This is a genomic window from Coleofasciculus sp. C1-SOL-03, assembly GCF_040220555.1.
Classification (GTDB): domain Bacteria; phylum Cyanobacteriota; class Cyanobacteriia; order Cyanobacteriales; family Coleofasciculaceae; genus Coleofasciculus.
The window spans coordinates 36383-61266 of sequence record NZ_JAVJUO010000140.1 but is presented as its reverse complement, the minus strand read 5'-3'; the positions used below and the strand labels follow the sequence as shown (position 1 = coordinate 61266).

21 protein-coding genes and 1 pseudogene are annotated in these 24884 nt (G+C 46.8%); 14 read left to right on the top strand and 8 right to left on the bottom strand.

The genetic code is table 11. The annotated features are described in order from the left end of the window. Positions 1-93: 93 nt before the first annotated feature. From RIE73_RS22155 to RIE73_RS22140, 4 genes and pseudogenes are all read right to left on the bottom strand, one after another. Positions 94-1065 (bottom strand): succinylglutamate desuccinylase/aspartoacylase family protein, encoded by a 972-nt coding sequence (locus RIE73_RS22155; protein ID WP_446403246.1) that lies wholly within the window; start codon positions 1063-1065, stop codon positions 94-96. Between the two features lie 213 nt (positions 1066-1278). Beyond that, positions 1279-2183, bottom strand: a pseudogene (gene rimK / locus RIE73_RS22150) (30S ribosomal protein S6--L-glutamate ligase). A 7-nt stretch (positions 2184-2190) separates the two neighbouring features. Then, positions 2191-2655: an ATP-dependent zinc protease family protein gene (locus RIE73_RS22145; RefSeq protein WP_446394412.1), complete on the bottom strand. Its 465-nt coding sequence runs from the start codon at positions 2653-2655 to the stop codon at positions 2191-2193. Positions 2656-2836: 181 nt separating this feature from the next. Continuing rightward, entirely contained in the window at positions 2837-3325 is a 489-nt protein-coding gene (locus RIE73_RS22140) for a DNA-binding protein (protein WP_446403245.1), read from the bottom strand. Between the two features lie 130 nt (positions 3326-3455). Here RIE73_RS22140 and dapB point away from each other — a divergent pair, with 130 nt between their 5' ends. The 3 genes from dapB to RIE73_RS22125 all read left to right on the top strand — a co-directional run bounded on the left by dapB (position 3456) and on the right by RIE73_RS22125 (position 5746). Continuing rightward, entirely contained in the window at positions 3456-4283 is an 828-nt protein-coding gene (dapB, locus tag RIE73_RS22135) for a 4-hydroxy-tetrahydrodipicolinate reductase (RefSeq protein WP_446403244.1), read from the top strand. A gap of 89 nt (positions 4284-4372) precedes the next feature. Next, entirely contained in the window at positions 4373-5071 is a 699-nt protein-coding gene (locus RIE73_RS22130) for a phosphate ABC transporter permease (RefSeq protein WP_446403243.1), read from the top strand. A 231-nt stretch (positions 5072-5302) separates the two neighbouring features. After that, positions 5303-5746: a SufE family protein gene (locus RIE73_RS22125; protein WP_446403242.1), complete on the top strand. Its 444-nt coding sequence runs from the start codon at positions 5303-5305 to the stop codon at positions 5744-5746. A gap of 333 nt (positions 5747-6079) precedes the next feature. On the opposite strand, the gene RIE73_RS22120 is transcribed toward RIE73_RS22125, so the two are convergent. Beyond that, entirely contained in the window at positions 6080-6640 is a 561-nt protein-coding gene (locus RIE73_RS22120) for a DUF4334 domain-containing protein (protein WP_446403241.1), read from the bottom strand. A 207-nt stretch (positions 6641-6847) separates the two neighbouring features. Next, the gene (gene rlmN / locus RIE73_RS22115) at positions 6848-7927 is read right to left on the bottom strand and encodes a 23S rRNA (adenine(2503)-C(2))-methyltransferase RlmN (protein ID WP_446403240.1); all 1080 of its coding nucleotides are present in this window, start codon (positions 7925-7927) and stop codon (positions 6848-6850) included. Positions 7928-8073: 146 nt separating this feature from the next. On the opposite strand from rlmN, the gene kaiC reads away from it, so the two are divergent. From kaiC to RIE73_RS22075, 8 genes are all read left to right on the top strand, one after another. Continuing rightward, positions 8074-9783: a circadian clock protein KaiC gene (kaiC, locus tag RIE73_RS22110; RefSeq protein WP_446403239.1), complete on the top strand. Its 1710-nt coding sequence runs from the start codon at positions 8074-8076 to the stop codon at positions 9781-9783. A 121-nt stretch (positions 9784-9904) separates the two neighbouring features. Next, positions 9905-10258, top strand: a complete 354-nt coding sequence (locus RIE73_RS22105; RefSeq protein ID WP_446403238.1) for a circadian clock KaiB family protein — start codon at positions 9905-9907, stop codon at positions 10256-10258. A gap of 175 nt (positions 10259-10433) precedes the next feature. Then, positions 10434-10928, top strand: a complete 495-nt coding sequence (locus RIE73_RS22100; RefSeq protein WP_446403237.1) for a DUF427 domain-containing protein — start codon at positions 10434-10436, stop codon at positions 10926-10928. Between the two features lie 51 nt (positions 10929-10979). Continuing rightward, positions 10980-11858: a prolipoprotein diacylglyceryl transferase gene (gene lgt / locus RIE73_RS22095; RefSeq protein ID WP_446403236.1), complete on the top strand. Its 879-nt coding sequence runs from the start codon at positions 10980-10982 to the stop codon at positions 11856-11858. A gap of 123 nt (positions 11859-11981) precedes the next feature. Continuing rightward, positions 11982-12836, top strand: coding sequence for a precorrin-4 C(11)-methyltransferase (cobM, locus tag RIE73_RS22090; RefSeq protein WP_446403295.1), 855 nt, complete (start codon positions 11982-11984; stop codon positions 12834-12836). Positions 12837-12933: 97 nt separating this feature from the next. Next, positions 12934-13332, top strand: a complete 399-nt coding sequence (locus RIE73_RS22085) for a zf-TFIIB domain-containing protein (RefSeq protein ID WP_446403235.1) — start codon at positions 12934-12936, stop codon at positions 13330-13332. A gap of 182 nt (positions 13333-13514) precedes the next feature. Next, positions 13515-13997 carry a flavin reductase family protein gene (locus RIE73_RS22080; protein WP_446403234.1) on the top strand — a complete coding sequence of 161 codons (483 nt, stop codon included), beginning with the start codon at positions 13515-13517 and terminating at the stop codon, positions 13995-13997. 210 nt (positions 13998-14207) lie between these two features. Beyond that, positions 14208-14561, top strand: coding sequence for a phenylpyruvate tautomerase MIF-related protein (locus RIE73_RS22075; RefSeq protein WP_446380288.1), 354 nt, complete (start codon positions 14208-14210; stop codon positions 14559-14561). Positions 14562-14758: 197 nt separating this feature from the next. Here the strand turns inward: RIE73_RS22075 and RIE73_RS22070 are convergent, their stop codons facing one another. After that, positions 14759-16822, bottom strand: a complete 2064-nt coding sequence (locus RIE73_RS22070; RefSeq protein ID WP_446403233.1) for an ABC1 kinase family protein — start codon at positions 16820-16822, stop codon at positions 14759-14761. Between the two features lie 396 nt (positions 16823-17218). Between RIE73_RS22070 and recN the strand changes: the two genes are divergently transcribed. Continuing rightward, a complete protein-coding gene (recN, locus tag RIE73_RS22065; protein ID WP_446403232.1) occupies positions 17219-18988 on the top strand; it encodes a DNA repair protein RecN in 1770 nt (589 codons plus the stop codon). A gap of 11 nt (positions 18989-18999) precedes the next feature. Here the strand turns inward: recN and RIE73_RS22060 are convergent, their stop codons facing one another. Then, positions 19000-19404: a hypothetical protein gene (locus tag RIE73_RS22060; RefSeq protein ID WP_446403231.1), complete on the bottom strand. Its 405-nt coding sequence runs from the start codon at positions 19402-19404 to the stop codon at positions 19000-19002. Here RIE73_RS22060 and RIE73_RS22055 point away from each other — a divergent pair. Together RIE73_RS22055 and RIE73_RS22050 are read left to right on the top strand one after the other, a co-directional pair. Continuing rightward, entirely contained in the window at positions 19392-22019 is a 2628-nt protein-coding gene (locus tag RIE73_RS22055; RefSeq protein ID WP_446403230.1) for a GAF domain-containing protein, read from the top strand. The two genes, RIE73_RS22060 and RIE73_RS22055, sit on opposite strands and share 13 nt — an antisense overlap. 353 nt (positions 22020-22372) lie before the next feature. After that, on the top strand, positions 22373-24805 hold the full coding sequence (locus tag RIE73_RS22050) for a CHASE2 domain-containing protein (RefSeq protein ID WP_446403229.1): 2433 nt from the start codon (positions 22373-22375) through the stop codon (positions 24803-24805). The last annotated feature ends 79 nt before the right edge of the window (positions 24806-24884 follow it).

Genomic DNA, 24884 nt, shown 5'->3' with positions numbered 1-24884 from the left:
TATCCCTGAAGGGGTGACAAGCTATTTGAGGTGTAGGACAAACCCATATAAAATAGTGAGCGAGACGCTCGTACTACACCCTTTCCCTAGTCTCTAATCCCTCAAAACCGCTAAATGCAAAATCCCATCGCCCTGATTCACCAACGGATTCTGCGTGTGACCAATCACTAAACCATCAAAGGGTGCATACGCTTTAATGCTATTCTCACCAAAGGCATCGGAAATAATACACAAAACTTGCTTTTTGTCAACGCGCTGACCCAATTTAACAGTAAGACGCAAAATCCCACTCCGGGGCGCTCGTACCCACTTACTTTGCTTAACTTCTAGTGATGGGTGCAACGAGTCAGGAAATGCCAACTCAATCATGTTTAATCTCACCATCATCCGGAGAATACCCTCTACCCCAATGGCGATCGCATCCGGATCAAATCGCAACGCCTCACCCCCCTCATACAAGAGGATGGGGATACCTCGCTTGGTTACCGCTTGACGCAACGAACCATCCCGAATGGTTGAATGCATCAGCAGGGGTGCAGCAAACGCTTTCGCACAGGAATAGGTTTCTGAGTCATCCAAATTCGCCCGAATTTGTGGTAGATTTGTGCGATGTTGAGCCGCTGTGTGCAAGTCAATCCCATGGGTACAGCGACTCACCACTTCAGTCATAAACAAATCCGCCAACCGAGAGGCTAAAGAACCACGAGGGGAACCCGGAAAGGAACGATTTAAATCTCTGCGATCGGGCAAATAACGCGATTGTTCAATAAAGCCAAAAACATTAACAATTGGCACCGCAATCAGGACACCATGAAGTTGAGACGGATTAATCCGTTCTAAGACTTGGCGAATAATTTCCACCCCATTAATTTCATCCCCATGAATCGCCGCACTAATCCACAATCGTGGACCCGCATCCACACCATTAATCACAGTAATCGGTAATGAAAGCAGTGTTTGCGTTGGCAGACGGGCAACCGGAATTTCTGTGCGCTTCCGTTCTCCGGGCGCAATACTAATTCCACCAATTGTTATAGATTCATGATTCACAGTTGAGTTTTTCATTTTGACCCTTCACTGCGTTTGAGGTAACCGAGTTCGTAGGGGCGGGTTTAGGGACTTACGTTTCGCTATTGATGATAATGTTTGCACAAAACCCGCCCTTTCCAAATGTAGGCGCAGGTTTCACTACTATCATTTCTTCCCTCACCCAGATGAAACTAAACCCGCCCCAACTTGACCCTGCGCGTCGCTATTTGACAAAGGACAAATGACAAACTAATACTGAATGCGATCGCGCGTTTTTCCGGATGCTGCATTTTTCTGCAAAAAGTCAATAATTTTTCCCGCTACATCCACACCCGTCGCGTTTTCAATCCCTTCTAAACCAGGAGACGAGTTAACTTCCATCACCACCGGACCATGATTAGATCGCAACAAATCCACACCCGCCACCCTCAATCCCATCGCTTTCGCCGCCCGTACCGCCGTACTGCGTTCCTCTGGAGTTAACTTAATTTGTTCAGCATTACCACCCCGATGCAGATTGGAACGAAATTCCCCCGGTGCGCCTTGTCGCTTCATCGACGCCACCACTTTGTTATCAATCACAAAGCAGCGAATATCCATACCCGCCGCTTCTTTAATAAACTCCTGCACTAAGATATTGGCATCTAAACCGCGAAACGCTTCAATCACCGACTTCGCCGCTTGATGGGTTTCTGCTAAAACTACACCAATCCCTTGAGTCCCTTCCAGCAGTTTGATCACCAGTGGCGCACCACCCACAATATCAATCAACCCATCAATATCTTGCGTGGAATGAGCAAACCCCGTCACCGGAAGTCCCACACCTTCACGGGAGAGAATCTGAAGACAGCGTAACTTATCGCGGGAACGAGAAATAGCTTGGGATTCATTGCCGTAAACACCCCCATCACTTCAAATTGGCGCACCACAGCCGTCCCATAGAACGTCTTCGACGCACCGATGCGAGGAATAATCGCATCTAACTCTTCCAAAACTTTCCCCTGATACACCACCTTGGGCTTATGAGACGTAATATTCATATAACAACGCAGGTAATTAATCACCCGCATGTCATGACCCCGCGCTTCCCCCGCTTCCTTGAGGCGTCGCGTGGAATATAGCGAAGCATCTTGGGACAAGATAGCTATTTTCATAAAAGGACTATAGAATCATTTGCTTAATTGTGCGCTTCCTGGTTGAACTTTGGACAAAAGACCGACCCGCATCGACTAAAAAGCGTTTACGGACGGCTTGACGCCCTAACAGCATCCGGAATCCCATAACATCTCGGTTCGTCAGGGTCAGTTCAATCAACCAGCGCTCCCCGTTTAGTTCTACCATAGTTTGGATAACGGGTCGTAACTGGGCGTGACCGCCAGAATTGCGAACCTGTCGCTGGTCAATCAGTTCGGCTTCGGCGGATACGGTGCGATGGGTATCTCGTTGATAGGGATGGACTTTAAACCGAACCATAGTTTTGTCATCCCGTGAGAAGGGTTCGACATCAAAGGCGTGTAAGGCGGAGGAACGCGCCCCGGTGTCAATTTTAGCTTTAATCTGGGCAATTCCTAGATCCGGCAAGGCGACTCGTTCCCGCCAACCGATAATGGATAAGGATTTGGACATAAATTTTGTTCACGCTTGCTGGAATAGGGAAAACACTTACGTTTTATTGGCGGCGCTGGCGTTATCTGTAGGGGTAGGGCAATTGAAACAATACCCACCCGTGTCAACTTAAGGTGAGAAAGTCGGACTTGATATCACCCCATCGACTCGATCTGCTATCTTGAACGGAACTGGGTATAAATCAGCCCGAACCGTCTTTTTGCCAAGAAATCACCCTGACGTCGTAAAGGGTTTCGATCCAAACCTGGGCACCACATCTGGGACGATCAGGACGATAAACCACACGGCATCCTCCCGGTATTTCCACCTCATGACCATAGACATTCGTCTTGCCGCTTGGGTCTCCCTGCTCCTTTGCCCCAATCCCCGGTATTCTGTCGCACCACTTCTTCACCGTAATCACCGGCTGGCGTGAGTCGTTTTTTTGATTGGAGCGAATTCTTTGTGAGTTAACGTGAATAATCGTTTTCGCCGGCTTTCGGGGATTGCGCCAACGAGGCTGCGGACCTCTTTGACCGCGCTTAATGATCGGTTTGCCGTTAAATAGAGGCATTAACCACATCTTCCCAGTCTTGTAAGCACCTTCGACTCGACCCGCAAGCAACAGGACTCTCAGTCGAGCCGTAGAGATATTTAAAAGTTGAGCCGCTTGAGTTGTACCAACGATCATGTTAACTATAGTGATACCGTAATAGTTTTTATAACACAATTGACACATTATACTATTGTGTTCTACAACGCCGCCTATCGCCAAAAGAAGCTAAAATTCCCTTGACGAGTCTCAAGGATAGAGCAAAACCATGACAAATGCATCTCCCATCCCCGTTGTAGTCAACGGTGCGGCGGGTAAAATGGGTCGTGAAGTGATTAAGGCGGTCAGTCAAGCCGATGATATGACCTTGATTGGTGCCGTTGATCATAACCCGAACTATATGGGTCAAGATGTTGGCGAAGTCGCAGGTTGTGGTGCATTGGAAATTCCGATTCTCAATGATCTGCAAGCCACGCTCGTCATGGCGACTCAGGAACAAGTGCAAGGGGTGATGGTGGATTTTACCCACCCTGACAGCGTTTATGAGAATGTCCGCACCGCGATCGCGTATGGGGTTCGTCCGGTTGTTGGTACCACGGGACTCACGAGTGATCAAATCAAAGACTTGGGCGAATTTGCCGAAAAAGCCAGCACAGGTGCTTTAATTATTCCCAATTTTTCCATTGGTATGGTCTTATTGCAACAAGCCGCCATTCAAGCTTCCCAATACTTTGACCACGTTGAAATTATCGAACTTCACCACAATCAAAAAGCTGACGCCCCCAGCGGTACAGCGATTCAAACGGCTCAACAATTAGCCGGATTGGGCAAAACCTATAATCCAGCTAAGGTCGAAGAAACCGAAAAACTGGCGGGGGCGAGGGGGAGTGTCGCCAATGACAACATTCGCATTCACAGTGTCCGCTTACCCGGTTTAATTGCTCACCAAGAAGTCATCTTTGGGGCGCCGGGTCAAATCTACACCCTACGTCATGATACCAGCGATCGCTCTTGTTATATGCCAGGCGTCTTGCTTGCCATTCGCAAAGTGACTCAGCTCAAATCTCTCGTCTACGGATTGGATAAAATATTGTAATAAATGAATTCTCCGTTCCCGGTTCCCGGTTCCTGGTTCCCTATTCCCTATTCCCTCTTCTCTGAACAAATGACCAATGACTAAAACCCATGCTAGTACCACTTACCCGCCAGACCTTTGAGCAACTCATTCCTGTGATTGCTACAAGTTCCCAGTATGCTTACTACTGGGGAAAATTCCCAGACTTTTTAAAGCGACTGCTGATTTCGGTTGTCGCTGTTGTCGTGGTATTGCTCTTAGGACTCTTTTTAGGTGAAGGGTTTGATCCCTTACGCTTTCTTTTAGGTATTATCACCGGGTTGTACTGGTTTTGGAGTCCGGTCTACTGGGCAAGTCGGCGTAATATGCAGATACGTCGCTATAAATATAGTGGCTTCTGGCAAGGTCGAGTATTGGATGTCTTCGTCACTGAAGAATTAATTGGTACTGAAGAAAATGTCAACAATCGGGGTGAGTTGGTGATTGTGGAAAATCGGGAGCGACGCCTGAATTTAGAAGTCGGTGACGAGAGCGGATTTACCACAGTCCTACAAGCACCTCTACGCCGCACTCACAAAGGCATTGTTCCCGGTCAAATTGCCCAGATGGTGGTGATGTCCAATCAGCCTGATTTATCTCGTATTGCCAACAACAGTGATATTTATATTCCTCGCTTGAATATTTGGGTGAGTGACTATCCTTACTTACAGCGCAATGTGTTTAATCAGGTAAGTCGCCAGTTAACTCAAGCTGAGGAGGATGATTATCCAGCTAACCGTGTGGTTAAGACTCGCCGTCGTCGGCGTTGACGGGATGGTAGGTTTAGCTGGGATTAAGCTGTTCGGCATTTAAACCTTAATGTCAATAATAACGAAAGCCTTGTAGTGCGAGCATCTTGCTCGCTACTAATACCCAATTTAAATGCATGACAGCTTACCTGAATTCAATGTACTACAAAACATAGTTCAATTTGAAGCGTGAGTAGAATTGCATAAGTCTTGTTAGGATAAATGTGAACAGTAGGTCACTGAATGCTGGGTATGTCATCAACCTCAACCCCTCTACCCGATTCCCTCGCCAAAATTGTGCAGCGATTTAAGCGACGGACGAATCCTAAACAACGGTATGAACAGCTTCTCTGGTATGCCAAGAAGCTTCAGGATATGCCAGAAGCGGACAAAACACCGGACAATAAAGTCCAAGGCTGCGTTTCCCAGGTTTACATCACTGCCAACCTCGAAGACGGAAAGGTATGGTATCAGGGGGATTCAGATGCACAGTTAGTCAAAGGGCTAGTGGCGCTGCTAATTGAAGGGTTAAATGGACTTCCCCCAGAGGAAATTGTGGACGTGTCCCCAGAGTTTATCCAAGAAACCGGGTTAAATGTCAGCTTAACTCCATCCCGTGCCAATGGCTTCTACAATATTTTCCAGACGATGAAGAAAAAAGCCCTGGGATTCAAACTGGCGACGAATCCGAGTTAGACAATTTCGGCAGCATAGAGGTGAAAGAAAGCACATATAGCATTACGGGCATACGTTAGGACATTACCCTGTTGCCTATTGCCTATTCCCTATTGCCTTGTCACCTAATTTTATTGTCCTAACCTGAATGCGTAGTGCGATAACTCTCAAGTAGGTTGGGTAGAGCGTAAGCGAAACCCGACCTACTGGCGTCGCACAGCTAAAATTGTGGTATGGGTTGTAGGTTGGGTTGACGCCTGTTACCCAAGGAAATTTAGGGCTAAAGCCCTTACTACGAACCCAAGCTAATTTACATGTTCCCAATAATGATTGTTTAGACAGACATGATATGACTTAAGTGGTAACACTACGCTTGAGAACAAAAAAGAATGGTTGGGGTGAGTGTTTCAAATCCATAATTCCTAACACAGTATTTTCATCCACTTTCCGAAATGAGTCATTAATCGGCAGATAATCATAGATCATTGTGGCACTAACTTTGCCTCGATAGTCCATCATGCGGAGTCGGGCTTGACTTTCCTCTGTTTCCACGAAGGGTTTCAGTAAGGAATTCGTCAGCCTCAGCCAAGGTTTCAGAGAATCATTGTTGAGAAGTGGTAACTTAAAAAGCAAGTTAATCGCCGTGGAATTGGGTGCAACTTTAAAAATTTTTCCCTGACTCTCTAAAAATAACAAAGGATGAACTGTCTCCGGATCAATAAATTCTTTCCCATACCAATTAAATGTCTCTAATAAGCCATCTATTGGGTGATCGGTATGAAGTTCAGAGCCTTGCCAACGACCGATCATAAAGTCTAAATCTACGGGTTCGAGAGAGTCAAACAATTGTAAAGCGGTTTTGGTTGTCGTTTTACCTGCGTTCAGAATTGACTGGCAGCTTTCTAAAGTTGGCATAGTTTTAAGGATTGTATATTCGATGGCGATCGCGAGTTTTTGTTCGCAGATCTAAGCTAAAAAGAATGATACTGATCTAAGGCTGGTGGGCAATGCCCACCCTACAATATATTATATATCTATCAAGGGTTTTGGTACTCGAAAATGCTGAATGAGCATGCCATTGAATTTAAAAAGATGACATACTCTACTTCTACCTTTCTTTGATCAAACGGTTGAAGCCCTTAATTGTCCACAGGCGGCGTCTTTTTCCAAACCACGAGAACGACGCACACTGACGGCTATGTTATGCTGTTCTAATGTCTCCACAAAGGCTTGAATCCGGCGGGGACTCGGACGCTGATAATCCACTTCGCTAATCGGATTATAGGGAATCAAATTAACGTGACTTTGAAACCCACGTAGGTGTTGAGCTAATTCTATTCCATGTTCGGGTTGGTCATTCAGTCCTGCCAATAGGATATATTCAAAGGTGACTCGGCGTCCGGTGATCTTGACATAATCCCGACATTCCTGTAGTAAATCAGCTAACGGATAATGTTTAGCACTGGGAATCAGTTGTTCGCGCAGTTGCTGATTAGAGGCATGAAGGCTAACAGCAAATGTCAATTGCAGTTTATGTTCTGCTAGTTGACGAATGCGATCGCGAATACCTACGGTGGAGATCGTCAGCGATCGCATACCGATACCAATATCCTGATTGATGGATAGCACAGCCCGGATTACCCCCTCTAAATTCAGTAAGGGTTCTCCCATGCCCATAAAGACAACATTACTCACCCGTTGCCCAAAATCCTCCTGAACCGTCAGAACTTGATCAACGATCTCATGACGGTGGAGATTCCGGGTAAATCCGCCCTTCCCCGTGGCACAAAAGTCACACGCCATCGGACAACCGACTTGGGAGGAGACGCAAACCGTTAACCGATTAGCCGTGGGAATCCCCACGGTTTCGATAATATTGCTGTCCGCTAACCGCAGCAAATATTTGACCGTGCCGTCAGGAGCCTGAGAACGATAATGTAGAGTAGATCGACCAATGGGAACATCAACTAAGGCTTGCCGCCATGACTTGGGAAAGACGGAAATATCACTCAGCGATCGCGCCCCTTTTTGATAAATCCAGTTGTGAAGCTGGCGTCCCCGATAGGCGGGTTGTCCCTGCTGTTGTACCCATTGGGTTAATTCGGCAAAACTTGCCCCTAATAGCGGTGTCTTGGTTGCATCTGGCTGATTATTTTCTGGGGAGACCGGAGAATGGGGAGACGGAGTGACGGAATAAACCATAAGTCTGATGCTTCTTATATTTCACAGATTGTCTATTTTGTCAAGAATATAAGCGGTGAGATGGAGGCAGTCGGATCTATATTTGATTTTACCGCCTCAGTAAGAGTTGGGGGAGGAAACCGTTGGGATACAACGACAAATAACAAATGACCAAGACAAACAAAACCAAGCTAATTAAATGTCCCACTGGCATCCAGGGACTTGACGAAATTACCAATGGCGGATTACCTCAAGGACGTCCCACATTAGTTTGCGGTCAAGCCGGCTGTGGTAAGACACTCATGGCAATGGAATTTCTGGTACATGGTGTCACGGAGTACCAAGAACCGGGTGTTTTCATGTCCTTTGAAGAGTCGCCAGAGGAACTGACACAGAATGTTGCCTCCTTCGGTTGGGATTTAACCGCATTAGCTGATCAAAAGAAACTGGCGCTTCATTATGTACATATTGATCGCACTCAGATCCAGGAAACGGGTGAATATGATCTCGAAGCCCTATTTATTCGTCTCGGCTATGCCATTGACTCGATTAACGCCAAGCGGGTTGTCTTAGACACCCTAGAGGCTTTGTTTGCCGGATTGCAAGATAATGCGATCGTCCGTTCTGAATTGCGGCGATTGTTTTTTTGGCTGAAGGAAAAGGGCGTGACGGCGATTATCACGGGTGAAAGTGGTCAAAATACGCTCACTCGTCAAGGTTTAGAAGAATATGTTTCTGATTGCGTTATCTTCCTCAATCAACGGATTATCAATGAACTGGCAACACGACGATTACATATTATCAAGTATCGCGGTTCCCGACACGGTACGAACGAATACCCCTTCTTGATTGAAGACGACGGGATTTCTGTATTACCCCTCACCTCTGTGGGATTAGATTACCAGGTATCCAATGAGCGAATATCCACAGGTGTTGAGCGCTTAGATGCAATGCTAGGAGGTGAAGGCTATTTTCGTGGTAGCAGTATTTTGATTTCCGGTACAGCGGGAACAGGCAAGAGTTCACTTTGCGCCCATTTCGCTAATGCGACTTGCTTGCGGGGAGAACGATGTCTCTACTTTGCCTTCGAGGAATCCGCTAGTCAGATTATTCGCAATATGCGATCGATTGGCATCGATTTAGATCTATCTGTGCAAAAGGGTTTGTTAAAAATTCAAGCGATGCGTCCAACCTTTTATGGGTTAGAGATGCATTTAGTCAAAATTCATCATTTTGTGAATGAATTTAAACCCAGTGTTGTGATCATTGACCCCATATCGAATCTGACGGATATCGGTAACTATATGCAAGTCAAATCATTTATGATGCGTCTCGTTGATTTCTTTAAAACGCACAAAATTACAACGGTTTTGACCCATTTAAACGTAGGCGGTAATCCCTTGGAACAGACGGATCTGGGTATTTCTTCGTTAATGGATACCTGGTTACTGCTGCGGGATGAAGAAAGCAGCGGCGAACGTAATCGCTTACTGTTTGTCCTCAAATCTCGCGGCATGAAACATTCTCATCAAGTCCGTGAATTTCAGTTGACAGATACGGGAGTACAATTAGTGGATGTGTATCTGGGAGCAGGTGGTGTTATGGCGGGAACGGCACGAACCATCCAAGAAGCGCAAGAAAAGGCAGAGGCATTAGTTCGTCAACAAGCCATTGAACGCAAACAACACGAAATCGAACGCAAACGCCAGATTATGGAAGTTCAGGTGCAAGCGTTGCAAGCTGAATTTGAAACTCAAAAAGAAGAAATTGAGCAAATGATTCAGCAAGAGAAGTTGCGGGAGCAGACCCTACTCCAGGATCGCCGACTAAGGGCGCAGATGCGTTATTCTGACCCGCTCGATGAGATGGGAAAATAAGCATTAATAAGTAATAATTAATACGTAATAAAAAATGGTGAATAGTTTAGCGAATCAATTGTTGAGGAAGTCAGGGTACAATGACTAGATTAGTATTATAGGGAGGTAAAACAGCATCGTCATGAATGATTCCCACAAAAACAAGGAGAATTCGCCGGAGTTCCTCGAAAACTCTAATTCCAGTATCGATCCACTTGCTAATCCGGAGGTAGAAACTTATGTTTTTCGTTTGTATATTGCCCATAATAATTTCAAGTCGATCCAAGCGGTTAAAAACATAAAAAGCATCTGTGAAGAACACCTAAAAGGACGTTATGAACTGGAAATAATCGATATCTACGAGAATCCCGAACGTTTAGAACAAGAGCAGATTTTTGCTGTGCCAACTCTAATTAAAGAACTTCCTCCTCCTTTACAGCGTTTAATTGGTGATATGGCAGACAAGGAAAAGGTTAAGATTTGCTTGAGTATTTGAGCAATAAACATGTTTTCAACCCCATAGATCGATTCAGGGGTCAACTGAGTATAAAACTGCCCCGAATGGATGAGATTGAGTATCGATTAGAAATTTTTCCCAGAAACTGGTAACATTAGCAACACATAACCAACAGCCTCGAATCTACCGTCTGATTAGAGAACACAGCTAAACCGTGAAACCCAATCGTATTACTCCAGAACCTGGTCAAGAATCTGTCTGGGATTACCCACGTCCTCCCCGCCTAGAGGAGACAACAAAGCATATTCGGGTCATCTTTAACGGGATGGCGATCGCAGACACCCGACGGGCGAAACGGGTATTGGAAACCAGCCATCCTCCCTGCTATTACATCCCACCGGAAGACATCAAGCTGGAACACCTTTCTAAGACAGGGCGTAAAAGTTTTTGTGAATGGAAAGGAATGGCTGGATACGCCGACGTTGTAGTGGGTGACAAGCGGGCTGCCAATGCCGCCTGGTATTATCCGCAACCGACTCCAGAGTTTTCCTCGATTAAAGACCACTTTAGCTTTTATGCCAGTAAAATGGATGCCTGCTATGTGGATGATGAGTTAGTCCAATCCCAGCCAGGGGACTTCTACGGAGGATGGATTACCAACGATATTGTCGGACCGTTCAAAGGTGGTGCCGGAACAATGGGATGGTAGAGTTGAAATGGTATCCAATCGGACGCTCGTTTAGTCTTCGCCATACCCACAATGATGCAAGCCATACCTTCCCTGATCCTGGCGTTTCAATTTGCCTCTCCAGGACCGATTCTGGTGAAGCTAGGACCACTGACGATCCGGTGGTACGGTTTATTAATTGCTTCAGCCGTACTAATTGGAGTCAGTCTGTCCCAATATTTAGCCAAACGCCGTAACGTTGACCCAAATGCGATCGCTGACTTGGCAATCTGGTTGGTGATTGGGGCAATTCCCTGTGCCAGACTTTACTATGTCTTGTTTGAATGGGAACAATATGCCCAACGCCCGGAAGATATTATTGCGATTTGGAAAGGGGGTATCGCGATTCACGGTGCTATTTTAGGTGGACTTATTGCCACGATCATTTTTGCCCGGATGCAGAAACTATCGGTTTGGTTATTAGCCGATTTGGTGGTTCCGTCGCTGATTTTGGGGCAAGCGATTGGACGTTGGGGCAATTTCTTTAACTCAGAAGCCTTTGGCAGTCCCACAAATTTACCGTGGAAACTGTATATTCCTCCCCAACAGCGTCCTCCAGCGTACATCAATTATCAGTATTTTCATCCCACATTTCTTTATGAGTCGCTGTGGAATGTATTAATTTTTGTGATACTGATTACCTTATTCTTTCGGGATTTGAAACGGAAACCGCATCTGAAAGTGGGAACATTGGCGCTCATTTATCTGGTGGGCTATAGTGCCGGTCGAATTTGGATTGAAGGATTACGAACCGATAGTCTGATGGTGGGACCCTTACGCATTGCCCAAATTGTCAGCTTAGTATCAATTATCTTAGGATTGGCAGGTTTAGCATGGCTCTATTGGTTTCGCCGTCCTCTACCCGATGTTGTCCCACCGGAAAATCAGCAATGGGATACAGTTGCTGAGTAGTACATCGGTTATTGGTGTTAACTGAAATAACAAAAGTCCCAGAGAAGGAATCTCTAGGACTGAACCAGGGTGCATCTACCATTTCTTTCTTCCTATCTCTATGAACCTGCTCCGGAAATTTATATGTATCAAAGTCCTGACTCTACTCAACTTCAAAACCCTCTCCCTTCCCTAGCCCCAGCCGTCTACATTATTGGTGCCGGTCCTGGAGATCCGGAGTTATTAACCGTTAAAGCGGTGAAAATTCTGCAAAAAGCCGATGTTATTTTATTTGCCGACTCCTTAGTGCCATCACAAATTTTGCAGGAAACCCGTTCTGATGCAGAAATTATCCGAACTGGGAATAAAACCTTAGAACACATCTTACCCTTGATGATTGAACGAGTGCGATCGCAAAAATCTGTGGTTCGTTTACATTCGGGTGATCTGAGTCTATACAGCGCCATTCACGAGCAAATGCAAGCCCTTACCGAGGCGGAAATTCCCTTTGAAGTGATTCCAGGTATTAGTGCTTACCAAGCGGCGGCGGCTAAACTAGGGGTTGAACTCACCGTGCCAGATGTGGTACAAACCATTATCCTGACACGCATTAGTGGTCGAGCCTCAGCCGTACCGGAGTCTGAAGAATTAGCCTCCCTAGCCGCCCATCAAGCCAGTCTTTGTCTGTATCTCAGCGCTCGTCATATAAACGCCGCCCAAGCCAAACTCCTCCAGCATTATCCAGCCAATACCCCAGTGGCTATCTGCTTCCGGATTGGTTGGTCAGATGAAAAAATGTGGCTTGTCCCTTTAGAAGAAATGGCAGCACTGACTCACCAAGAAAATCTCATTCGGACAACACTTTATATTATCAGTCCCGCCTTAAGGACACCCTGGTCTTTACCTGAAACAATATCTAACCAAGATACCAAAGCAGCAACACGTTCTCGGCTTTATCATCCAGATCACTCCCACCTTTTTCGCCGCGAGGGGAGATAGGGAAGCAATGTAGAGACGCAGCATGCTACGTCTGGGAGCTGGGGAAGCAGGGGGAGTATAGTGATGGTATTGCCTGTTCCCTGTTCCTCATTCACCTATGAAGCCAACCGTCTGTCCTAAATGTGGTGCCAACTTAGAGTCGATCACCCATGGTGGCATAGAAGTCGATCGCTGCTGTAACTGCAAAGGGATTTGGTTTGATTCTCTAGAAGCTGAAAAACTCAAGCGGATTAAAGACTCCGAGCATTTGGACATTGGAGATCCAGAAACGGGACATCAATTTGATCAAATAGATGACGATGTGTCCTGTCCTCGCTGTGGCGCGACGATGTTTCGCATGATTGATCTGGATCGATATAGTATCTGGTATGAAAAATGCCCCCAATGTCATGGCGTCTGGTTAGATGCGGGCGAATTTAAGAAATTTAAGCAGAATTTCTCACGCAAAAGGATTTTAGGTCGAGTTCGCAAAACGTGGCGTCCTCGTCCTCGTTAAGGAGATAGGTAAGCTGAGGGAGCAGGGGGAGCAGGGGAAGCAATGTAGAGACGCAGCATGCTACGTCTGGGAGCTGAGGAGCAGAGAATTTAACTCAACACTCAACACTATCTCCCGCACCCAAAACCCCTTGGCTCTTGGTAAACTGAATGCCATATCTGTGCAACTAGGGAGAGGATGCCTTGCTAGACGAACAAGCGAAAAAAACGATGCTGCGTAAGATTCCGCATGGTTTGTATATCTGCGGTGTCAAAGATGGTGATAACTTAAACGGTTTCACCGTCAGTTGGCTGATGCAGTCTTCCTTTGAACCGCCACTGGTGGTGAATTGTATTAAGAGAGAGACAGGTTCTCACGAAATGCTGAAAAAAAATGGTGTATTCAGCGTCAGCTTCCTAGACAGTGGACAAAAAGACATGGCGGCGAAATTCTTTAAACCCCAAAGCCGAGTTGGGAATAAATTCGCCGATGTGGAATTTTATGAAGGAGAAGCCACAGGCTGTCCGATCATTTCCGATTCCCTGGGTTACATCGAATGTAAAGTAATCGATTCGGTGGAAAAGGGAGATCACAGCGTTTATGTGGGTGAAGTGATTGCCGCAGGTATCCACCGGGAAGGAAAACCGCTTTTACTCGAAAGCACCGGCTGGCAATATGGTGGCTAGAGACTGAATCCCAGTTTCCTCGTCTCCTGAATGGTTCTAACTCAGATCTGGCAGCAGTCAAGAGTAAGCTGGTTTGATGTAGGGTGGGTGGGCAGATCAACCCAAACACCCTTCTATTATCGTGTGTTGCTCTTGCTCACCACAGAGTAACTTGAGATGTATTACCTGTACTGCCAGATCTCAGTTCAATGACGTTACAAAAATAAGCCTATGCCTCTGATTAAAGTTCAATCCTCTGTCAGTAATCCAGAACCTACCCTAGTCGAAGGCTTGCTGAAAACTCTTTCGGGTAAGTTAGCCCAGCATGTAGGTAAGCCTGAATCCTATGTGATGACGGCATTTGAAGATGGTGTATCCATGACCTTTGGCGGTACCGTTGAGCCAACCTGCTACATGGAAGTCAAAAATATTGGCACGATGAACCCAGCCCAAACCCAGGCAATGAGTCAAGATTTTTGCCAGGTGATTAGTGAAAAGCTGGGTGTCCCGATTAAGCGAATTTACATTGAGTTCGCTGATGCCAAAGGTAGTATGTGGGGGTGGAACGGTACAACCTTTGGTTGAGTCTAGCTGATATCTTGCCACAAAAATCACGGAATTCCCCACCTACACGGTGGGGATAGATAGGGTTTGCTGTAGGGAGTCTTATGGTGGGGTTAGAGAGCAGGGGAAGCAGGGGAAGCAGAGGGAGCAGGGGAAGCAGGGGAAGCAATGGTACATTTTCGGTGATTCTATCGCCATAGTATTGAAAGTCCGACTACTTAGCGAATTGCTGCGGCTGGTGGCAGGACGAGTTTAGGCGCAGGCTTTACACTAGCACCGTTAGAGGATTTTTCCCCTTGACCTTGAGTCTCCTGAAGTAAAACCTCCCGAATTAACCGTGCCATCACCCGTTGGGCTAAACCGCCAGCAATTTTTTGTCCCATTTGCTGAGTTTCTGGCTTCATTAAGAATTGAGGAACTAAGGGAGCAAGTTGGAAGGGATCAAAACCAGGGGTATCTTGCAGAATTTGCCAAATTCGTTTGATATGTTCCGCACTTTGCGGCAGTTCTACGACTTTGCCAGTGGATGCTGTTTTCTGCTGTAATCCCACTCGTTGGCGTAGAGACTCCGTAACATTATCGAAGGTTTGACGCCCAAACATATCGACCGCTTTGATAATTTCCTCGATTAATTGTTCCCGAATCAAAGCCCCCCGTTCTGAGAATAAAAATTCTAACGTTTGATTCAAAACTTTATTCAGATCGTAATCTTGGGAATTAGCGGCATTCCGCAATAAATTTTCCAGACGATTCCAGCGGAAATCACTATCTTTGATCAGTAAGTCTTTGAGAGAAGCGCGTAATTGAGGGGAAGAGTCGGTTAACAAACGCTTCGCGACATACGGATAAGCTTTGCTAAGAACCTTAAAGTTCGGATCAACATTAATCGCAATCCCTTCCAATGTGACCAAGGAACGAATAATTAGAGCATAATACGCTGGAACTCGAAATGGATATTCATACATCACTTCTGAGAGTTGATCCGTGATGCTCTTGAAATTGAGTTCAGCAACACTAGCCCCTAAGGCATTGCTAAACACATTGGCAAGGGCTGGAATAATCGGAGTTAGATCCGTATCTTCCGACAGAAACTCTAATTTCACATAGTCATGAGCTAAACCCGCGAAGTCCCGGTTGACTAAATGAACCACCGCCTCAATCAACCCATAGCGCTGATAGGGTTTGACTTCGCTCATCATCCCGAAATCCAGATACGCCAGCTTCCCTTCTGGTGTGGCTAATAAATTTCCCGGATGGGGATCAGCATGGAAAAATCCATGTTCCAACAACTGACGTAGTGAACATTGAACGCCAACTTCAATTAAATACTTGGCATCAATTCCTTTGGCTTCAATTGCTTCCAGATTGGTCAGCTTAGTTCCACTAACCCACTCCATGGTCAAGACACGCCGTCCTGTATACTGCCAATAAATTTTGGGGATATAAATATCCTCAAGGTGACCGTAAAGGTTGGCAAAGCGTTCGGCATTACACCCTTCTTGGGTATAATCCATTTCTTCAAAGATGCGGGTGCCAAACTCGTCCATGATGGCAACTAAATCACTCCGCACCTGCTTGATATGGTTTTGTACCCACTGCGCGAGGCGGCGTAATATATAAACGTCTATGGCAATACGCCGTGCTAATCCCGGTCGCTGCACTTTTACAGCAACCGTTTCTCCCGTTTTGAGTTTCCCTTTGTACACTTGTCCGAGGGACGCAGCCGCGACGGGGGATGGGGTGAGTTCGACATAAATTTCTTCCGGACGTGCGCCTAATTCTTCTTCGATGAACCGAAACGCGACTTCATTGGGAAAAGGTGGGAGTTGATCTTGGAGCAATGCCAACTCTTCTAGGAAAATGGGTGACACTAAGTCAGGTCGTGTGGAAAGTGCCTGCCCCACTTTAATGTATGCCGGTCCAAGTTTGGTTAAGAGTTCCCGCAACTGAATCGCTCGTCGCCGTTCTTTGACCTGTCGGCGTCCCCGAATCTTATCCCACCATAGCTTTATGGCAAAGGCAGCAGCCGGTAATGTAATCCTGAGTAACCGTCCTAAAACTTGGAACGGCGCTCGTCCATATTGGGCTTCAATCGCTACCGGATCATAGCGTAGCGCTTCTGTTGGGTTTACTGAAACCTCTTGGGGCGACGCTGATACCGAGGACGTCGTCTGTTCATACTCAACCACAATTGGCTCAGGGGGTAAGGGTTCCACTGAGGGATTGAGTTCGGCTATTGAATCTCGGTGGGGAGAGGATGGGGAAATTGTTTTAAGATTCATATTAATTCAGGATTAACCAACAGGAGCGACGCTGTAAAGAATTGTAACAAAAAATGATTCAAACACCACGCCACTCAGTTTATCCTGCTCTGGATACATGTTTCAGCAACCCGGTTGGTTGACTCGACCAGGTATAGCCGCAGACAGGAGGGTTTTTACTGACACCTTCTCGTTTCAGCCGTTTCAGAACGTCCTAACGTTCATGGCAACAGCTATAGTATTTTGTGGCAGGATCACTAGGGCTATGATCAGACGGTAGGCTAAACCGACTGGGTATATCTATAGACCAGTATCTCTCTGGATTAGCTCTTCTCGCCTCTTCCTTCCCGGTGAAATTGGCACTCTCAGATGACTTATGACTTATTAGTTCTCCCTGAGTCCCCTACTAAAAAGGTTATGTTGTTATCACTACGGATTCAAAACTTTGCCTTAATCGATCAGCTGGAACTGGAATTTGCGGCGGGTCTGAACGTTTTAACAGGCGAAACGGGTGCAGGTAAGTCAATTATTCTGGATGCCATTGATGTGGCGTTGGGAGGGAAAGTCAGCCATCGTCTGATTCGCACGGGGGAAAAACGGGCGCTGGTTGAGGCGACGTTTCGCATCGATGCGACGTTAATGGCTTGGTTGAGTGAACAGGAAATTGATTTACTGGATGAAGCGGATTTGGTCTGTAGTCGAGAAATTACCGCGAAACAGAACTCGCTGCGATCGCGATCGCGAATTAATGGTATTCTAGTCAACCGTCGCTTGATGGAACAATTGCGCGATCGCTTGGTGGAAATTACAGCTCAAGGTCAAACCGTACAGCTTTTTGCCTCAACTCGCCAGCGGCGACTCCTGGACGTTTATGGCGGTTTCCCGATCAAACAACACCTTGATCAAGTGACTACGGCGTATCTGGCATCTCAGGAGGCTTGGCAAGCCCTGCAAAAACGGCGTCAGTCGGAACAGCAGCGCCTACAACGCCTCGATTGGCTAGAGTATCAAACTCAGGAACTGAGTGCCGCTGATCTTGCTGATCCCGATGAACTCACCGAACTCGAACAAGAGAGTCAACGGTTAACTCATGTCGTAGAACTCCAACAGCACAGTTATCAGGTCTATCAGTCGCTTTACCAAAATGATAGTGGGGCATTTGCCTGCGCCGATTTATTAGGGGAAGCCGAAACCACGTTGAGTGATATGGCGCAATACGACAGCCAGTTACAACCCATCCTAGAATTGGTCAGTGGTGCTTTAGCCCAGGTGGTGGAAGCTTCTCACCAAATTAATGCTTATGGGGATGGACTCGAAACTGATCCCGAACGTTTAGAAGAGGTGGAAGAACGCATCCGCGCCCTGAAACAAATTTGCCGGAAATATGGACCGACGTTAGCCGATGCGATCGCTCATTACCAAAAACTGACCTCAGAATTGGCTGAACTTCGAGGTAATGGTCAATCGCTGGATGAGTTGGAAAAAAATTATCGTCAATGTCAGGAAACCTTAACCGAATATTGTAATCAGCTCACCCAGTTGCGTCGAGTCGCAGCCGAGGAACTGGAACAACGTCTGGTGGAACAACTGAAGCCCCTCGCCATGGAAAAAGTCCAGTTTCAGGTCGCGATCACACCCATCACGCCAACATCCACAGGTGCGGATCAAGTGACGTTTTATTTATCTCCCAACCCAGGGGAACCCCTACAACCCTTAGCCGCAACAGCGTCGGGTGGGGAAATGAGCCGTTTTTTACTGGCATTGAAAGCCTGTTTATCCAATAGTGGTGATCCTGGTGTCACCTTAATTTTTGATGAAATTGACGCTGGGGTATCGGGGCGAGTCGCCAGTGCGATCGCGGAACGACTGCATCACCTGAGCCAGCAAAATCAAGTGTTGTGTGTGACGCACCAACCAATCATCGCCGCCATGGCAGATCGGCATTTCCGTGTCGATAAACAGGTGATCGATCAAACCCTCTTACCCCAAACCAGCCAGACAAATACGCTGGTTGATCAGGGAATCGCTGAAATTGACCTGCGTACCGTCATTCGCGTCAGTCGCCTGGATCATCATTCTCACCGCCAGGAAGAAATTGCCCAGCTAGCGGGTGGACAATCGGGTCAAGAAGCGATGACGTTTGCTGATTCGCTGTTGACCCAAGCCCGTCATTGGCGTCAAAATTAGATGGTCATTTGTCAGGGAACAGGCAATAGGGAACAGGCAATAGGCAATAGGCAATAGGCAATAGGTAATAGGCGATAGAAATTTTGTCTCCCATCTCCCCCATCTTCCCCATCTCCCCCAACTTCTCCATCTCCCCCAGCTTCCCCATCTCCCCCAGCTTCTCCATCTCCCCCATCTCCCTCATCTCCCTCATCTTCCCCATCTCCCCCATCTCCCCCAACTTCTCCATCTCCCCCAGCTTCCCCATCTCCCTCATCTTCCCCATCTCCCTCATCTCCCCCATCTCCCCCAGCTTTGCCAGCTCCCTCATCTTGCCAATAAAATAAACCTGAGTGGTAAAACTTTAACTGATAGAGTAATCTTATTCGTATGCCAGGAATGTTCTCTGACCCTAACGAGAAATATGACAGCTGCATTTTCACCCAGGTCTGCGGATCACAATGGAGATACCGTTGATATAACGCCAATCTATACTGACGACCAACGAGCGCATGAACATCAACCTGCCTCGGCTGGTGCGTTAGCGACTACAAATGGAACATTTACGGCGTTTCTTGCGCCCCTGACTCAAGACAGCTTCAAAGAAGTTGTCACGGGAGTGGAAAAGAAACTCGAAGTGGTTCATCAAACCCTGTCCATGCTTCTCGACAGCCAAGGGTTTGAGACAATTCTGCAGGAGATGCTCAATGCTATCACCTTGAAGACAGCAGAGCTTTTGGGTGCAGACCGGACAACAATATTTTTACTGGATGAAAATAAAAATGAATTATTTTCGATTGTCGCCGAGGGTGAGAATGAAAAAACCATAGAACTGCGGATTCCGGCTGATCAAGGAATTGCTGGGGAAGTGGCAACCTTTAAAAAGGTTGTCAATAATCCTTATGATTTCTTCGATGATCCGCGATCAGAAGGGTCGAAAAAACTCTATAAGACAACCGGATACCGGACGTATACCATGTTGACGCTTCCTTTACTCAATGAGAAGGGAGACTTGGTAGCGGTGGTTCAGCTACTGAATAAGCTGAAGCCGGATCATGAGCCTGAGGATGATTTACCCTTAGAAGAAAAAATTGATAAACAAGGGTTTAGCGAAAGCGACCAGAAACTTTTTGAAGAATTTGCTCCTTCCATCCGCCTGATTCTGGAGTCGTCCAAGTCATTTTACATGGCAACTCAGCAACAGCGAGCGGCGAATGCTCTGATGAAGGCGACTGAATCCCTGAGTAAGAGCAGTTTGGACTTGGAAGAAACGCTCAAGCGGGTGATGGATGAAGCCAAGGAGTTGATGAATGCCGATCGCTCGACTTTGTGGTTGATTGATCACGAACGCAATGATTTGTGGACGAAGATTGCTCAGGCTGGGGGTTCGATGAAAGAACTGCGGGTTCCCATCGGAGCGGGTTTTGCGGGTCGAGTGGGACTGACGGGCGAAATTCTCAATATCCCCTTTGACCTGTACAATCATCCCGATTCCGAGAAAGCCAGGGAAACTGATCGCAATACTGGATATCGTACCTGTAGCTTGCTGTGTATGCCAGTCTATAACGCCGATGGTGAGTTAATTGGCGTCACTCAGTTGGTGAATAAGAAGAAGAAGGGCGATTTTCCTGCTTACGAACCGAATCCCGATAAAGAGGAACAAGACGCACCGGAATGCTGGAAAGCGAGTTTCGATCAAAGCGATATTGCTTTCATGGAAGCGTTTAATATCCAAGCGGGTGTGGCGCTGCAAAATGCGAAACTGTTCGCCACGGTGAAGCAGCAGGAGCAAATGCAGCGGGATATCCTTCGCAGTCTCACCAATGGTGTGATTTCCACTGACAAAGCGGGTAAAGTGATCGCGGCGAATGAAAGCGCCAAGCAACTGCTGGGCTTTAGTAAGGGAGATACTATCGAAGGGCGATCGGTGTCAGAGTTGGTGAAAATTAAAGAGAAAGAGGGCAGTTTTGCCAGCTTTGCCCAATTGCTACAAAGTGCCTTAGACGCTAGAAGTGAGAAAGACCGGAATCAGTACTACCCGGATCAGATATTGCTGACGCCCAGCGATGAAGAACATAGCGTGCATTTGTCGATTAACTCCATTGCCGATACCAGTGATCTAACCAATGTGTATGGAGCGCTGGTGGTGATGGATGACATCAGTGATGAAAAGCGCCTCAAGAGTACCATGTATCGGTACATGACTCAGGAATTGGCAGAAGAACTGCTGAAACTGGGTGATGCCAAAATGGGAGGCGATCGCAAAGAAGTTTCGGTGCTGTTTTCCGATATTCGCAGCTACACCTCTTTGACCGAAAAACTGCAAGCGGAAGAAGTGGTGGGGATGCTCAATGACTATTTTGAATCGATGGTCGAGGCAATCTTTAAGTATAAAGGCACCCTTGACAAATACATCGGTGATGCGATTATGGCGGTATTTGGGTCGCCCTTACCCTTACCCGATCACGCCTGGAGAGCGGTACAAACGGCAGTGGAAATGCGATACCGACTGGCAGATTTTAATGCCCGTCGTTTAGCCCAGAAAAAAGAAGAAATTCGCATTGGGATTGGGATTAACTCCGACAGCGTAATTAGCGGCAATATTGGTTCGAGTAAGCGGATGGAGTTCACCGCCATTGGCGATGGTGTCAACTTAGGCTCTCGTCTGGAAGGTGCCAGTAAGCAATATGGCTGTGACATTATCATTAGCGAATATACCTTTAATCCCTGCCAGGATAAAATTTGGTATCGGGAACTTGATTGTATTCGGGTCAAAGGGAAGAATAAGCCAGTCAAAATTTACGAACTGGTGGGACTGCGTTCTGATCCCATTTCGGCTGAAAAAGAGGAAATTATCGAACATTACCACAAAGGGCGGGAGCATTATCTCAACCGCAAGTTTACCCGGGCGATGGGTGAATTTGGGATTATCATGGAAGAATTTGACAAAAATGACAAAGCGGCTGCGTTACACCTGAAGCGGTGTCAACATTTTCTCCAAGAACCCCCGCCGGATGACTGGGATGGGGCGTACACGATGACTGAAAAATAAATTAAGCGGCTAGTCTTTCTTTGGGTGGGGTGGGCAATGCCCACCCTACTTACTTTTCGCTGACCTAAGCACCAAATTTTCCCTCGACAGAGGGTTGACCCTGAGCGAAGCCGAAGGGTCAACCATTGCCCATTGCCTATTCCACACCGAGCGAAACCGAGGTGTTCCCTATTCCCTCTCCCCACCACAAGACTTATTCAGCAACCCCTATTTATCGTTAATCAGAGGATTATTATCCAGCCCAGTGTGAGTCATAATAGATCCCAGTGTCTACTGAATTCGGTATTAATGAGAGTTACAGTTCAGGGAAATTCTTGCTAGCGTTAAGGTGTTAGTTGTGGGTAATCAGATACGTGAAAGAGACTAGTGGGGAGTTATATCAAAACCATGCTCTTGAGCAAAGCGAAGAGTCAAAGCTCTCTGTCTTATGGTCGCGTCTTAAACGCATTGGTAGTTTAACCTGGAAAAATCCAGTCTTACTCACCAGTTTGGCGGTGACAGGTGTGTTGCTGGGAACTCGCCAGTTAGCCCTGTTGGAGCCGTTAGAGCTTTATGCCTATGATCGGTTGATGCAGTTGCGACCCAGTTTACCCCCTGACCCCCGCCTGTTAGTGGTGGAAGTGACGGAGCAGGATACTGCATCCTTAGAGCAGTGGCAATCCAGAGAGCAGTGGCCCATGACTGATGCTCTGATGCATAAACTTCTCTCCAAGCTTCAGCAACATGAACCAACTGTAATCGGTCTGGATCTTTATCGAGATATTCCCATCCCCCCCGGTAACCCTGAATTAACCCAACTGTTTAAACAAAGTGATAATATCATCCCCATTTGTCGCTTGGGGGACGAAACCACGGACGGGACTCCCCCACCGGAAAGTGTACCGCCCGAGCAGGTTGGCTTTGCGGATTTAGCCATTGATGAAGGGGGTGTAGTGCGTCGGGCATTGTTGTTTCACAGTGCTGACATTCCTGAAGGTTGCAACACCCCTCTTTCATTTAGCTTTCAGTTAGCTCGGTTCTATCTTGAAAAACAAGGAATTGAACCCCAAACGGTTACCCTAGACGAACAAGACGAACAAGACGAACAAGAGTATCTCAAATGGGGAGACGTTATTTTCAAACCCCTACAGCCCAAGTCAGGAGGGTATCAGCGGGCGGATGCAGGGGGCTATCAAATTTTGTTAAATTACCGCTCTGGGGACAAACTCGCCGATACTGTTACCCTGGCAGATGTTCTGGAAGACCGGGTTGATCCCAGCTTAGTCAAAGACCGCATCGTCCTGATTGGAATTTCTGATCCAGCGGTAAATGATCTGTTCTTCACCCCCTACAGTTCTGAAGGGGACGTGCTGAAAAAAATGCCGGGAGTCGTGGTTCATGGTCAAATTGTCAGTCAACTTCTCAGTACGGTTCTGAATGAACGCAAGCTATTTTGGTTTATGCCGGAATGGGGAGAAGTCCTCTGGATCGGATTTTGGTCATTGACGGGAGGTATCTTGATATACGTTACCCGCAATATCCAACAACTGCTGCTGGCTGAAATAGTAGCTATTGGTCTGGTAGGCGGTATATCCTTCATCGTGTTTCTGGAAGCCGGGTGGATACCCGTAATCACACCCATCTTGGGACTGGTGATGTCATCGACAGGGGTCTTGGCTTACAGCGCCTACCAAAATCAGCAAGAACGCGCCCATTTTGCCCGTTTGCTCCAAGAACAGGAGAATAATCTCATCGCCCTGCAGGGGATGTTGCAGGATAGCACCAGAGTTCCGCTTACCACTCAGGACGATGAAGATGATGATAAGACACTGATTGCAGACCAGCACGAGGTAACCCTGAGTGAAGAAACAGCGATCGCCCCATCGCCCCAACAAGGGAATGATTCAACGGCAATTTGGACACCTGACGCCGTTACCAGCCCACCCGCGCCCACTGTTAAACAATCGGACAATCCTAATCTTTTAGCCGGACGCTATAAAATCAATCGGGTGCTTGGTTCTGGGGGATTCGGTCTCACCTATTTAGCGGAAGATAGTCATAGACCCGGTAAACCCAAATGTGTGGTCAAGCATTTAAAACCAGCCCGTCGTGATGAACGATTTCTTGCCATTGCCAGACGCCTATTCCATACCGAAGCAGAAATCTTAGAAAAGTTGGGTAGACATGCTCAGATTCCCCAGTTACTGGCATATTTTGAAGAAAGTCGGGAATTTTATCTGGTTGAAGAATACATTAAAGGAGATTCACTCAGCGACGAGCTACCTGTAGATAAACGGATGCCAGAGGAGCAAGTCATCACGTTAATCAAAGGGCTTTTAGAAATTCTGGTATTTATCCATGACCACAATGTTATTCACCGAGATATCAAACCCAGTAACATTATTCGTCGCCAAACTGACGGTAATTTGGTGTTAATTGATTTTGGCGCAGTTAAACAGATTCAACCCCAACAAAAACTGGATCAGGAACATGATACCCAGGAACATCATACGGTAGCAGTTGGTACTCGTGGTTATGCACCGTCAGAACAATATGCCGGACACCCGACTCTGAGTAGCGATATTTATGCGGTTGGGGTGATTGGGATTCAAGCGCTGACAGGCATTCCTCCGCACCAGTTAGTTCTGGATTCAGAGACCGGGGAAATTAGCTGGCGTCATTTGGCAAATGTGAGTAAGGAATTCGCTGAGATATTAGAAAAAATGGTGCGTTACTATTTTATGGATCGATATCAATCTGTGACAAAAGTGTTAGAGGATTTAAGTACCTTGCCACCTAAATCTTAGAGCGAATGCCACTGGCTGGTATGCTGGTGGGTTTCGACTTCGCTCAACCCACGATGGCGGCGTAGCACACCTTAATTGG

What these genes read in the sequence shown, in the direction of transcription:
- RIE73_RS22060 (WP_446403231.1), bottom strand. Translation starts at nt 19,404, where the DNA reads ATGCAGCTGTCATATTTCTCGTTAGGGTCAGAGAACATTCCTGGCATA.
- RIE73_RS22120 (WP_446403241.1), bottom strand. Translation starts at nt 6,640, where the DNA reads ATGCCAACTTTAGAAAGCTGCCAGTCAATTCTGAACGCAGGTAAAACG.
- RIE73_RS22140 (WP_446403245.1), bottom strand. Translation starts at nt 3,325, where the DNA reads ATGATCGTTGGTACAACTCAAGCGGCTCAACTTTTAAATATCTCTACG.
- RIE73_RS22155 (WP_446403246.1), bottom strand. Translation starts at nt 1,065, where the DNA reads ATGAAAAACTCAACTGTGAATCATGAATCTATAACAATTGGTGGAATT.
- rlmN (WP_446403240.1), bottom strand. Translation starts at nt 7,927, where the DNA reads ATGGTTTATTCCGTCACTCCGTCTCCCCATTCTCCGGTCTCCCCAGAA.
- RIE73_RS22055 (WP_446403230.1), top strand. Translation starts at nt 19,392, where the DNA reads ATGACAGCTGCATTTTCACCCAGGTCTGCGGATCACAATGGAGATACC.
- recN (WP_446403232.1), top strand. Translation starts at nt 17,219, where the DNA reads ATGTTGTTATCACTACGGATTCAAAACTTTGCCTTAATCGATCAGCTG.
- dapB (WP_446403244.1), top strand. Translation starts at nt 3,456, where the DNA reads ATGACAAATGCATCTCCCATCCCCGTTGTAGTCAACGGTGCGGCGGGT.
- kaiC (WP_446403239.1), top strand. Translation starts at nt 8,074, where the DNA reads ATGACCAAGACAAACAAAACCAAGCTAATTAAATGTCCCACTGGCATC.
- cobM (WP_446403295.1), top strand. Translation starts at nt 11,982, where the DNA reads ATGTATCAAAGTCCTGACTCTACTCAACTTCAAAACCCTCTCCCTTCC.
- RIE73_RS22070 (WP_446403233.1), bottom strand. Translation starts at nt 16,822, where the DNA reads ATGAATCTTAAAACAATTTCCCCATCCTCTCCCCACCGAGATTCAATA.
- RIE73_RS22105 (WP_446403238.1), top strand. Translation starts at nt 9,905, where the DNA reads ATGAATGATTCCCACAAAAACAAGGAGAATTCGCCGGAGTTCCTCGAA.
- RIE73_RS22130 (WP_446403243.1), top strand. Translation starts at nt 4,373, where the DNA reads ATGCTAGTACCACTTACCCGCCAGACCTTTGAGCAACTCATTCCTGTG.
- RIE73_RS22075 (WP_446380288.1), top strand. Translation starts at nt 14,208, where the DNA reads ATGCCTCTGATTAAAGTTCAATCCTCTGTCAGTAATCCAGAACCTACC.
- RIE73_RS22145 (WP_446394412.1), bottom strand. Translation starts at nt 2,655, where the DNA reads ATGTCCAAATCCTTATCCATTATCGGTTGGCGGGAACGAGTCGCCTTG.
- RIE73_RS22085 (WP_446403235.1), top strand. Translation starts at nt 12,934, where the DNA reads ATGAAGCCAACCGTCTGTCCTAAATGTGGTGCCAACTTAGAGTCGATC.
- lgt (WP_446403236.1), top strand. Translation starts at nt 10,980, where the DNA reads ATGATGCAAGCCATACCTTCCCTGATCCTGGCGTTTCAATTTGCCTCT.
- RIE73_RS22125 (WP_446403242.1), top strand. Translation starts at nt 5,303, where the DNA reads ATGTCATCAACCTCAACCCCTCTACCCGATTCCCTCGCCAAAATTGTG.